The sequence below is a fragment of the Streptococcus mitis genome (assembly GCF_009496285.1).
Lineage (GTDB): Bacteria > Bacillota > Bacilli > Lactobacillales > Streptococcaceae > Streptococcus > Streptococcus mitis_BP.
In genome coordinates, this window is record NZ_WIJK01000036.1 from 1 (window position 1) to 12,090 (window position 12,090).

General features: G+C 39.4%; 7 protein-coding genes. 3 read left to right on the plus strand and 4 right to left on the minus strand.

The features are described from left to right. Positions 1-171: 171 nt before the first annotated feature. Both GEZ89_RS09075 and pflB read right to left on the minus strand, forming a co-directional pair. A complete protein-coding gene (locus GEZ89_RS09075; RefSeq protein ID WP_153225773.1) occupies positions 172-2,274 on the minus strand; it encodes an AAA family ATPase in 2,103 nt (700 codons plus the stop codon). A gap of 403 nt (positions 2,275-2,677) precedes the next feature. Further along, complete coding sequence (gene pflB, locus GEZ89_RS09080; RefSeq protein ID WP_153225774.1) at positions 2,678-4,993, minus strand: formate C-acetyltransferase; 2,316 nt, start codon at positions 4,991-4,993, stop codon at positions 2,678-2,680. Between the two features lie 237 nt (positions 4,994-5,230). On the opposite strand from pflB, the gene dinB reads away from it, so the two are divergent. Further along, entirely contained in the window at positions 5,231-6,292 is a 1,062-nt protein-coding gene (dinB, locus tag GEZ89_RS09085; RefSeq protein ID WP_153225775.1) for a DNA polymerase IV, read from the plus strand. 34 nt (positions 6,293-6,326) lie between these two features. Here the strand turns inward: dinB and GEZ89_RS09090 are convergent, their stop codons facing one another. Both GEZ89_RS09090 and GEZ89_RS09095 read right to left on the minus strand, forming a co-directional pair. After that, the gene (locus GEZ89_RS09090) at positions 6,327-7,172 is read right to left on the minus strand and encodes an undecaprenyl-diphosphate phosphatase (protein ID WP_153225776.1); all 846 of its coding nucleotides are present in this window, start codon (positions 7,170-7,172) and stop codon (positions 6,327-6,329) included. Between the two features lie 61 nt (positions 7,173-7,233). Continuing rightward, positions 7,234-9,126 (minus strand): DUF2207 domain-containing protein, encoded by a 1,893-nt coding sequence (locus tag GEZ89_RS09095; RefSeq protein WP_153225777.1) that lies wholly within the window; start codon positions 9,124-9,126, stop codon positions 7,234-7,236. A gap of 130 nt (positions 9,127-9,256) precedes the next feature. On the opposite strand from GEZ89_RS09095, the gene GEZ89_RS09100 reads away from it, so the two are divergent. Both GEZ89_RS09100 and GEZ89_RS09105 read left to right on the plus strand, forming a co-directional pair. Next, a complete protein-coding gene (locus GEZ89_RS09100; protein ID WP_153225778.1) occupies positions 9,257-10,822 on the plus strand; it encodes an ABC transporter substrate-binding protein/permease in 1,566 nt (521 codons plus the stop codon). After that, the gene (locus tag GEZ89_RS09105) at positions 10,822-11,562 is read left to right on the plus strand and encodes an amino acid ABC transporter ATP-binding protein (RefSeq protein WP_000081949.1); all 741 of its coding nucleotides are present in this window, start codon (positions 10,822-10,824) and stop codon (positions 11,560-11,562) included. Before GEZ89_RS09100 ends, GEZ89_RS09105 begins: the two co-directional genes overlap by 1 nt. The last annotated feature ends 528 nt before the right edge of the window (positions 11,563-12,090 follow it).

The following is a 12,090-nucleotide window of genomic DNA, read 5'->3' on the forward strand; positions in this document are numbered from 1 at the left end:
TATAATCAGGTTTTTCTTTGTGAAACATAGGGATTACCTCACAACTCTTCTTACCTCTATTATACGACTTTACACAAAGAAAAGCCCTTAGAAACTTGACTTCCAAGGACTTTGTCTTCAATCTGACCAGTTTTTTCAACTGGTTCCTTTTTTTATTCTCAAAACCTTGATTTAAGCTTTTTCACGAATGACCAAGACACCATCTTCCATATCGGCTTCAAGGTGTTTAGAATCCAAATTATCTAAGTGGAAGTCTGTTACTTTGTCACGAATTTGTTGTTCAACTACACGACGGAGAGGACGAACACCCATGACTTCATCGTAACCTTCCTCAGTCATGTATTCTTTGGCTGATTCGCTCACTGCCAAATCGATCTCTTTCTTGGCAAGTGTCTTATTGACATCAACCAACATCAAATCAACAATCTTAGAAAGGTCTTCCTTGCTCAAATGTGAGAATTCGATAACAGCATTGAAACGGTTGAGGAACTCTGGACGGAAGTATGGTTTCAAACGATCCATGAGCTCTGGTTTGTCCGCATCTTCTGTCAAGTTAGCTTCATAACCAAATCCTGCATTTGAAGTTGCGATAATCACCGTATTCTTGAAGTTGACAGTATTCCCTTGACCGTCTGTCAAACGACCATCATCCAATACTTGGAGAAGAAGAGTAATCACTTGAGGATCTGCCTTTTCAATCTCGTCAAGAAGGACAATTGAGTATGGATTACGACGAACACGCTCAGTCAAGGTATTGTTGTTGTCATCGTAACCAACATAACCTGCAGTAGTACCAATCAATTTAGAAACGGCTGTACGATCGCTGTATTCTGACATATCCAAACGGATGATAGCATCCTTAGTTCCGAACATATCAAGAGCCAATTGTTTAGCCAACTCAGTCTTACCAACACCAGTAGGTCCTACAAAGAGGAAGCTACCGATAGGACGGTTTCCTTCGTCAAAGCCTGCACGATTCCGACGGATTGCACGTGCCACTGCTTCAACAGCCTTATCTTGACCGATAACCTTAGTTTGCAAACGGTGACCCATATCTTTCAAACGTTCGATATCAGTTGCACCCATTTGTGACACTGGAATACCAGTCATACGTTCTACAGATTCAGCCACATCGTTGATTGTTGCTGTTACTTTATGGTCTTCAGTATGGTTAGCAATTTGCTTTTCAAGCTCTTCGATACGAATTTTTGCATTAAGGGCTGCTTCGTAATCTTCTTTAGCAGCTGCAGCTTCTTGTTTAGCTTTTTCTTCTTCAATTTCATGTTCCACAGCATGTACATCTGTCACTGGGTGTTGTGCTGCCAAGTGAGCAGCTGTCACATCGACCAAGTCGATAGCCTTATCTGGCAAGCTACGTTGTGGAATATATTGAACAGAGTAATCAACAGCCGCTTTCAATACTTCATCTGGCAAGATAACATTGTGGTGTTGTTGATAAAGATCACGGATCCCTTGGAGAATCTTGAAAGTATCTTCAGCAGATGGTGCATTAACTTTTACTTCGTTGAAACGACGAGCAAGAGCAGCATTTTTCAAAATAGTGTTGCGATATTCATCTTGAGTTGTTGCACCAATCACTGTCAATTCCCCACGTGAAAGAGCAGGCTTCAAGATATCCGCAAGACCTTTAGATCCTTGACCATCCCCTGTGCTACCAGCACCAAGGATTTGATGAATTTCGTCGAAGAAAAGGATAATATTTCCAGCTTCTTTAACTTCTTTTACCAAGTTTTGAATATTTTCTTCAAAGCTACCACGGTATTGCGTACCAGCTTCAAGTCCAGAAATATCAATTGAAATGATTTCTTTGTTCTTGATTGCTGCTGGAACATCACCATTCACGATAGCTTGGGCAAGACCTTCTACTACTGCCGTTTTACCAACACCAGCATCACCGACTAGAACTGGGTTATTCTTTGTACGACGAGAAAGGATTTCAGATGTTTCTTGAATCTCCTTATTACGTCCAATAACCGGATCTAGCTTGCCTTCACGTGCTTCTGCTGTTAAGTTACGTCCAAGTTTCGCAAGAATCCCATCTTGTTTCATGGCTTTACCTTGAACGTACTGAGCTTGGTCACTTCCTTCACTTGGAAGTTGCCCTGTTTGACGATAAATAGCAAATTCTTCAGGTGTTACTTCACGACCGTTAATCAAGTAACGACGGTTTTCTGAACTGTATCCACGCATACCGCCCATTAATTGGTTAAATAAATCATCCATGTTGTTAAAGTTATTAAAGTTGTTGTTCATATTTCATACCTCGTTTGTTTTCAAAATTAGTTAGTCAAATTAATTTGACTTTCTCTGACCTTTGTTTTAAAAAATTTAGACTAGCTATTTGCTACTCTACGTATAATTTCAGGTTTTTCTTTATCCAATACAGGTTTTGTGATTGGACTTCTAAAAATACTAATGTTCATCATAGGTTGTACCTCTTTTCTAGGTTTTACCCATACTTTGACCTTAAGATAAATTACACAATCACCTTAAAATCAAGGTTTTCTAAGGATTTCCTTATCCTTATGTTCTTAGTATATCACTTTGGTCAGTATTAGTCAATAAATTTGACCAATTTTGACCAACTTTTTTTAAATATTTTTTTATACCAAAAAACCAGTCAAAATGACTGGTTTTTATTTACTATTTATGAATCTTAGCTCAATGCATCATCCATTGAAAGAACTTCGTGGAAGACACGTTGTGTCAATTCAGTTTTTTGTTCTGGAGTGAGGTACTTAGTATTTACACAGTATCCTGATATACGTACGATTACGTCTTCACCTGACATGATCTTTTCGTAAACATCGTTCAAGTCCATAACGTTCAAGTTAACGTGTTGTCCACCATTTTCGAAGTAACCATCAAGAATTGTTACCAAGTTATCAACTTGTTCGTCACGAGTTTTACCAAGAGCACGAGGTGAAACTTGAGTTGTCAATGAGATACCATCAGCTGCGTAACCAAAGTCAAGGCTAGCAAGTGAGTTCAAGTTTTGCAACCATCCACCTTTAGCTTTGTTAGATGGGTTAGCACCTGGTGAGAAGAATTCAAGTTTAGACAAGTTCACTGAACCATCTTCGTTGAGGTATACACCTTTGTGGACTGGTGAGTTACCAGTTTGTTTAGAGTAAGCAACGTTAGATGTGATTGTCAAAAGTGAAACTGTAGCTTCTGCGTTCTTGTATAGTTTGTGGCTACGTAGACGAGTTGTGTAAGCTTCGATCAACCATTCTGCCAATTCGTTTGAACGTGGGTCATCTTCACCCCAACGTGGGTATTCACCGATTGTTTCGTAATCGTAGATGTAGCCATTTTCGTCACGGATTGGTTTAACTGTAGCGTATTTGATAGCTGACAATGTGTCAACAGTGTTAGCGAATCCACAGATACCGAATCCCATGTTAGCACGTTGTTTAGTTGGCAAGAAGGCCATTTGAACAGCTTCGTAGTTGTACTTGTCAGTCATGTAGTGGATGATGTTCAAAGCATCTACGTAAGTGTCAGTCAACCAGTCAAGAGATTTTTCAAAGTTAGCTTTAACTGATTCGAATTCAAGAACTTCATCACGGATTGGTTCGATGTCAAATACTTTGTAGTCTTTATGAACATCATCGTAACCACCGTTCAAACCAGTAAGAAGAGCTTTAAGAACGTTAACGCGAGCACCGAAGTACTGGATGTTGTGACGTTGTTCTTCGTTTTCTGGGTCAAGTGGAGATACACAACATGAGATACAGCTCATTTCACCATATCCATCTTTAGCCATTGTTGTAACACCTTCGTATTGGATTGAAGAGTGTTTGTGGCTCATGTGCATACAGTAGCGACGGAAGTTGTATGGCAATTTGTCAGTCCAAAGAACTGTCAAGTTTGGTTCTGGAGAGTTACCGATGTTGTCAAGAGTGTTCAAGAAACGGTAGTCCATCTTAGTAACACGGTGACGACCGTCGTTACCCATACCAGCCATTGAAGTTGTGATGAAGGTTGGGTCACCTGAGTACAATTGGTCGTAAGCTTTTGTACGAGCAAATTTAACTGTACGAAGTTTCATAACGAAATCATCAACAAATTCTTGGATTTCTGATTCAGTAAATGTACCACGAGCAAGGTCACGTTCTGCAAAGATATCCAATACGATTGGCACACGTCCAAGAGATGTAGCCGCACCGTTGATAACACGGCAGACAGCCATAAAGGCAATGTTTACCCATTGGATAGCTTCTTTAACGTTCATCGCTGGTTTACGAACATCAACTCCGTAAAGGTCACCTAAGCGTACAACTTGTTGCAATGCTTGATATTGAAGGTTGATTTCTTCACGAAGACGGATTGTTTCTTCATCGATTTCTTCGATTGAGTTCCAGTCGTTAACTTTTTCTTGCATCAAGTAGTCTGCACCGTAAAGAGCAAGACGTGCATAAACACCGATGATACGTCCACGTGAGTATGCATCTGGAAGACCAGTTACAGTGTGAGCGTGACGAGCACGACGAATGTTTGAAGTGTAAGCACGGAAGATACCATCGTTAACAGTTGTTACGTATTTAGTGAAAATTTCGTGAACAGCTGGATCTGGTTCGTATCCATTTTCTTTCAAAGTAGTTTCAGCCATACGGATACCACCTTTTGGCATGAAGTTCAATTTGAAGAGTTCATCGTTTTGGATACCATAAATCAATTCGTTTTCTTTGTCGATAAATCCAGCAGGAATATCAGCAATAGAAGTTGGACGAGTGTCCATTGGGAAACGAGTTTCTTCGTAGTGTGCTTTAGTTTCTTCTACGATTTTTTTGATGTGGAGTGAACGTTCTGTTGGTCCTGCAAGGAAGCTTTCATCTCCATCATAAGGTGTGTAGTTAGCTTGTACAAAGCGTGATACACTTGCTTTTTCTTTCCAGTCAACACCTTTAAAGCCTTCCCAGGCTTTGTCAAAAATGTCCTGTGCTTCAACAACTGTCTTAACAACCATGTTAATTCCTCTTTTTTCTTTCTAGTAACAGTCATCTGTTACATTCATGTATTCAGTATAACACACAGTAAACGATTTCAACAACTAAAAACTCACTTTTTTAACACTTTCTTTTCTAATACAGTTCAAAATTTGCTACAAACTGTATTATATTTTTGAAAGAGGTTATTTTGATTTTCATTTTTTCAGAAAAAGAGTATAATAAAATTAAACAAACTAGCACTGAGAGGTTTCTCCATGTTGATTTTTCCACTAATGAATGATTTATCTCGTAAAATCATCCATATTGACATGGATGCCTTTTTTGCTGCTGTTGAAATTCGCGACAATCCCAAACTTAAAGGGAAGCCAGTTGTGATTGGCAGTGACCCTAGAAAAACTGGTGGTCGAGGAGTTGTTTCTACCTGTAGTTATGAAGCGCGAGTCTTTGGCATCCACTCAGCTATGAGTTCTAAAGAAGCCTATGAACGTTGCCCTCAAGCTGTTTTCATTTCTGGAAACTACGAAAAATATACTGCTGTCGGTCAACAGATTCGAGCTATTTTCAAACGTTATACGGATAATATCGAGCCTATGAGTATTGATGAAGCTTATCTAGACGTGACTGAAAACAAACTCGGTATCAAGTCAGCTGTTAAAATCGCTCGACTAATTCAACAAGATATTTGGCAAGAACTTCATCTGACCGCTTCTGCTGGTGTGTCTTATAATAAATTCTTAGCTAAAATAGCCAGCGATTACCAAAAACCTCGAGGTCTGACAATTATTCTCCCTGATGAAGCTGAAGATTTTCTCAAACAAATGGATATCGCTAAATTCCATGGTGTAGGTAAGAAAACAGTTGAGAAATTGCATCAAATGGGGGTATTTACAGGTGCTGATCTTTTAAATATTTCTGAAATTAGTCTCATTGATCGTTTTGGTCGACTCGGTTTTGACCTGTATCGCAAGGCTCGTGGCATTGATAATTCTCCCGTCAAATCCAATCGCATTCGTAAGTCTATCGGAAAAGAAAAAACTTATAGTAAGATTCTCAATCTAGAAGAGGATATCAAAAAAGAGCTAACTCTCCTTTCGGAAAGAGTTGCCCTAAGTCTTCAAAAACATGAAAAATCTGGAAAGATTATTATTTTAAAAATCCGCTATGCTGACTTCTCTACAATGACTAAGCGGAAAAGCTTATCTCAAAAGATCCAAGATGCTGAAACTATTTCACAAATGGCTATCCAACTTTACGAATCTCTGACAGATAAAGATAAAGACGTTCGCTTATTGGGTATCACTGTGACTGGATTTTAAAACCTTGAAGGAAGCTTCCCTCAAGGTTTTTTTCTTATACAAATAATCGTACAAAGCTATAAAGTATCAAGATACTACCAAGGACAATACGGTATTTACCAAACATCGTAAAGTCGTGTTTTTTCACATAGCTGGTCAAGAAACGAATAGCGATCATGCTGACTGCAAAAGCGACTACCATGGCAACTAAAAGTAAGAAAAATTGACCAAAGCTCAAGACTTCTCCTGCTTTGATGAATTTAAAAATCTTCAAAGCACTGGCTCCAAACATAACTGGAATTCCTAGGTAGAAGGTAAACTCAGTTACCACCGAACGACTGGTTCCATTTAACAAACCACCGACGATAGTTGCTCCCGAACGGCTAGTCCCTGGTAAAAGAGCCAAGACTTGGAAAAGTCCGATATAGAGGGCCGTTTTATAAGGCAACTTGTCTAGCTCTGTGACTGTTGGCTCAATTGCTTGCGCTTTGTTGCGTTTTTCAAGATAAATAAAGGCAACCCCATAAACAATCAACATAATGGCTACTGAAACCATATTATGGAAGTGAGTATCAAACCAATCATCAAACTTAAAGACTAAAAGAAGAGGAAGAGTCGCTACAAAAACTTTGGACCATAACTGCCAAGTTCTACGGATTTCCACTTTATCCTTACCTGGTTTGAAAGGATTAAGTTTGTTAAAGTAGATAACCATAACGGCTAGGATAGCACCCAGTTGAATCACTACGTTAAACATAGACATGAAGGCTTCACTCTGGTCTTTATATTGGATAAATTCTTCTGCTAAAATCAAGTGACCTGTACTTGAAATCGGCAACCATTCCGTAATTCCTTCAACAATACCAAAAAAGATAGATTTTAAAATTTCAATAAGATACATAGATAACTCCTTTTTCTATCCTCCATTATATCATACTTTTATAAACTGTGTTTAGTTTTCTTTAAAAGGCACCGATGCTACCGCCACCACCGCCTCCAGAGAATCCACCACCAGAACTTCCACTACTAGAAGATACTGAGTAAGTACTTGCCGTATTTGCGACACTGGCATAATGGCTCATTTGCGCTGTTGAATGATAAAACATACTGTGCCAGCCATAAGCTACATAGAGATTGATATCTGGATTTTCCACTTGAATCTGATGCACCTTCATCAAACGGCTAACCTTATCAGCATAGCCAAATAAGGTTGCATATACCAATAGGCGATTCCAGACAACAATACTTTCCAATTCAACCTGATCAAGTTGTGCAATCTCACGTAACATATTTTCAAAACTGGTCCAGAGATAGTAGACTTCTGCTCCTGCTTCATTTAGGACACCATCACGATTATCTAGTCGAATCTTCCAATAGTAGAAAGCAGCCAAAACTAAACCTATTAAGCCAAGTATTGGCAAGGGGAAATAAAGATAGCCATGAACGTCCAAGCTGTACAAGAACAAACCAAATCCGATGATTAGTGGGAAAATAGTAGAAACACCCATGCTCACTTGTAAGACCTTTTCCACGCTAGTCAAGGGACGATAATAAGCTGGTAGCCCCAAGAAAGAGACTCGGTCCTTCACCCCTTCTTGCATCTCTTTCAATGCTCTTTCAAAAGAATATTTGAGCTTACAGCCTTTTGTTTGAATCCGTTTTTCATCAGTAGCTTTCGCTCCACGGTAAAGGCTCTCAGAGACCCTATAATCTGCAAACAAATCGGAAACAGCAACGTCTTTTTTACCTGAAAAGGCCAGATTTAGACAGGTCCTCTCAAAGCTTGCCAAGCCATCTTCTTTTACCAACCTTAAAGTAACTGCATCTCCTTCTGAAATAATAGAGACATTACCACGGTCGATTACATCTAGTAAGGTAGCCTGAATAAGTTGGTCAAAGGTGAATTTTCCTGCTCCTTTGGTTAGAGGACTCACTTCCTCCAAGGAGGTCGAGTAAACGGCTTCAGATAAAACCATAGGCTCTAATTCCATCGGCGGTTCATAGAGACGATGATTCTTGGCATATTTGACGGAAGGAGTGGTTTTTCTTCTATAGATAAAATAGAAGCAGATACTCAATAACAAGGAGATGGAAAGTATTGAAGGAAACACCCAAGTAACGAGTTGTTTACTCTGATCTTTTTCTCTAACAATCGAGTCTTCTATCTTATTAAACTCTTCTAAACGATTCCCTTTTAAGCCCTGATCTGTAGCGCTAGCAAAATCAGTTCGAGGCCAGTAGGCATGCAACTCAACTCCGCGCTTAGACGGAAGATTGTCGAAACGAATCGTATAGTCATGACCACTCTGTTCAATCCTTCCCTCTCTATAGAGTTGCCCTGTGTGGAAAAAGAGTTTTTCGGCCCCATTATCTCCCATCACATGAAACTCAAATTTTTCAATAGATTCTGAACTATCTGTTAAGGGTTGCCAATTTAATTCAGCGATATCATCATATAAAAAAAGAAGATTTTTCAATTGCCAGGTAAGTTCCACTTCGACCCTATCCCCTTCCTGACCTGGATTATAGACTTTAGCAGTATAACCATTCGTTTCTTCTGTCACTTCGCTAGTAAGATTTTCGATTTTATGACCATTTTTAGATGCCTCAACCTTTGGCTGAGGATCAATATAAAATCCGCTAGGCATCTTGCCAGCACGTCCAAGTCCCACGATTTGGCCCTTAAAGTCCTCCTCAAACTGGTAAACTATCTTCTGCCTAAATTCCGCTGTATTGTCTGCATGAATATACAGTTCTCCTTTATAGGATGGAATGCTATAATCCAAGGCAAAAACCAGTTTGGGAACAATTATCAGACAAGTAAATATAAGTACTATTAACCATCTTTTTTTCATAATATAGCCTCTTTTGACCTTTTTCTCATTATATCATTTTTTTACAAGTAAGGGTTTACTAAGATTGAAAAAGTTCCGCTTTTTCGATACAATAGAGAGAAGCAATTTTAGACTAGAGATAGGAGAAATCATGAAAAAATTATGCTTAACTATCCTTGCTAGCCTGGCCCTTACTTTAGGACTAGTTAGCCAGGTCCAAGCCGATGAATATTTGCGCATCGGTATGGAGGCAGCCTACGCACCTTTTAACTGGACTCAAGATGACGACAGTAACGGCGCTGTCAAAATCGATGGAACCAACCAATATGCTAATGGTTACGACGTCCAAATAGCTAAAAAGATTGCTAAGGACCTAGGTAAAGAGCCCTTGGTTGTTAAAACCAAGTGGGAAGGACTTGTTCCAGCCCTTACTTCTGGTAAGATTGATATGATCATTGCAGGTATGAGCCCAACTGCTGAACGCAAACAAGAAATTGCATTTTCAAGCAGCTACTATACTAGCGAACCAGTACTTTTGGTCAAAAAGGATTCTGCCTATGCAAACGCCAAATCACTAGAGGACTTTAGCGGAGCAAAAATCACTTCTCAACAAGGTGTTTACCTTTACGACTTGATTTCTCAAATTCCAGGCGCTAAAAAAGAAACTGCCATGGGAGATTTCGCTCAAATGCGTCAAGCTCTTGAAGCTGGTGTCATTGATGCCTATGTTTCTGAACGACCAGAAGCCCTAACTGCCGAATCAGCAAACGCTAAGTTCAAAATGATTCAGCCTGAACCTGGTTTTAAAACTGGAGAAGAGGATACCTCTATCGCTATCGGTCTTCGTAAAGACGACGAACGTATCAGCCAAATCAATGCCAGTATTGAAACCATTTCTAAAGATGAACAAGTTGCTCTCATGGATCGTATGATCAAAGAGCAACCAGCAGAATCTACAACTACAGAAGAAAGCAACAGTAATTTCTTTGGCCAAGTCGCTAAAATTCTAACTGAAAACTGGCAACAACTCTTGCGTGGTGCTGGTATTACCCTTCTCATTTCAATTATCGGTACCATCGTTGGTCTCGCTATCGGTCTTGCTATCGGTGTTTTCCGTACTGCACCTCTATCTGAAAACCAATTTATCTTTGGAATCCAAAAACTAATCGGTTGGATTCTCAATATCTATATTGAAATTTTCCGTGGAACACCTATGATTGTACAATCTATGGTTATCTACTATGGAACTGCCCAAGCTTTCGGGATCAACCTAGACCGTACGCTAGCTGCTATCTTTATTGTTTCTATCAATACCGGTGCCTACATGACCGAAATCGTTCGTGGTGGTATTTTGTCTGTTGATAAGGGACAATTTGAAGCGGCAACTGCACTTGGTATGACTCATAACCAGACCATGCGTAAGATCGTTTTGCCTCAAGTTGTTAGAAATATTCTACCAGCGACTGGTAATGAGTTCGTCATCAACATCAAGGATACTTCTGTATTGAACGTTATCTCTGTAGTAGAACTTTACTTCTCAGGAAATACAGTAGCAACACAAACCTACCAGTACTTCCAAACCTTTACCATCATAGCAGTTATCTACTTTGTCCTCACCTTCACAGTAACGCGTATCCTCCGCTTCATCGAAAAACGTATGGATATGGATACCTACACGACAGGTGCTAACCAAATGCAAACGGAGGATTTGAAATAATGAGTCAACCAATCCTTGAAATCAAACACCTCAAAAAATCCTACGGGCAAAACGAGGTCCTAAAAGATATCTCTCTCACTATTCACAAAGGTGAAGTGATTTCTATCATCGGTAGTTCTGGTAGCGGTAAATCAACCTTCCTACGTTCTATCAATCTTCTCGAAACACCAACTGAAGGTGAAATCCTTTATCACGGTGAAAATGTCCTCGAGAAAGGCTATAATCTCACTCACTATCGTGAAAAACTAGGTATGGTTTTCCAATCCTTTAACCTCTTTGAAAATCTCAATGTTCTTGAAAATACGATTGTTGCACAGACAACCGTTCTCAAACGTGAACGATCAGAAGCAGAGAAAATTGCTAAAGAAAACCTTGAAAAAGTTGGAATGGGAGAGCGCTACTGGCAAGCTAAACCTAAGCAACTTTCAGGTGGTCAAAAGCAACGTGTCGCCATTGCTCGCGCACTTTCTATGAACCCTGATGCCATTCTCTTTGATGAGCCAACCTCAGCCCTTGATCCTGAAATGGTCGGTGAAGTTCTAAAAATCATGCAAGAACTAGCTCAAGAAGGCTTGACAATGATCGTTGTAACCCACGAAATGGAATTTGCTCGTGACGTATCACACCGTGTCATCTTTATGGACAAAGGTGTGATTGCAGAAGAAGGCAAACCTGAAGATTTATTTACAAATCCTAAAGAGGAACGTACAAGAGAATTTTTACAACGCTATTTAGGATAAGACAAAAGTGGTTGAAAACACCTCTTAAACTAAGAGTTGTTTTCCTATTCAATCCCAATCACCATTGAGTCAAAGGCTCATGAACATAAAAATCAAGGTCGGAGTTTTTTATCCCGACCTCTTTTTATACTTTAAAAATCACTTTTATCCCTTCCTATGTTTCCTGAGCAAGTATTGCTTGTAGCTATATTCCTAATCTTTTATTTGATTTTCATGAGTGATACTCAATGAAAATCAAAGAGCAAACTAGGAAGCGAGCCGCAGGCTGTACTTGAGTACGGCAAGGCGAAGCTGACGTGGTTTGAATTTGATTTTCGAAGAGTATGAGATTACTCAGCTCCCTGTCAACCTACTTCATTCTAACAAATAGATTTGTTGAGTAGGTCATAGCATGGCTATTTGGCTCTATAATATTTGTAGTGGTTAAATCCCCTATAGATATTATGGAGCCTATTTTGTTGTAGAAAAAAAGTCCCATATGACCTATAATGAAAAGCGACAAAACAACTCATTAGAAAGATTCATATG

Coding starts and splice junctions, on each gene's coding strand:
- GEZ89_RS09095 (WP_153225777.1), bottom strand. CDS start 9,126: ATGAAAAAAAGATGGTTAATAGTACTTATATTTACTTGTCTGATAATT.
- GEZ89_RS09075 (WP_153225773.1), bottom strand. CDS start 2,274: ATGAACAACAACTTTAATAACTTTAACAACATGGATGATTTATTTAAC.
- GEZ89_RS09100 (WP_153225778.1), top strand. CDS start 9,257: ATGAAAAAATTATGCTTAACTATCCTTGCTAGCCTGGCCCTTACTTTA.
- dinB (WP_153225775.1), top strand. CDS start 5,231: ATGTTGATTTTTCCACTAATGAATGATTTATCTCGTAAAATCATCCAT.
- GEZ89_RS09105 (WP_000081949.1), top strand. CDS start 10,822: ATGAGTCAACCAATCCTTGAAATCAAACACCTCAAAAAATCCTACGGG.
- GEZ89_RS09090 (WP_153225776.1), bottom strand. CDS start 7,172: ATGTATCTTATTGAAATTTTAAAATCTATCTTTTTTGGTATTGTTGAA.
- pflB (WP_153225774.1), bottom strand. CDS start 4,993: ATGGTTGTTAAGACAGTTGTTGAAGCACAGGACATTTTTGACAAAGCC.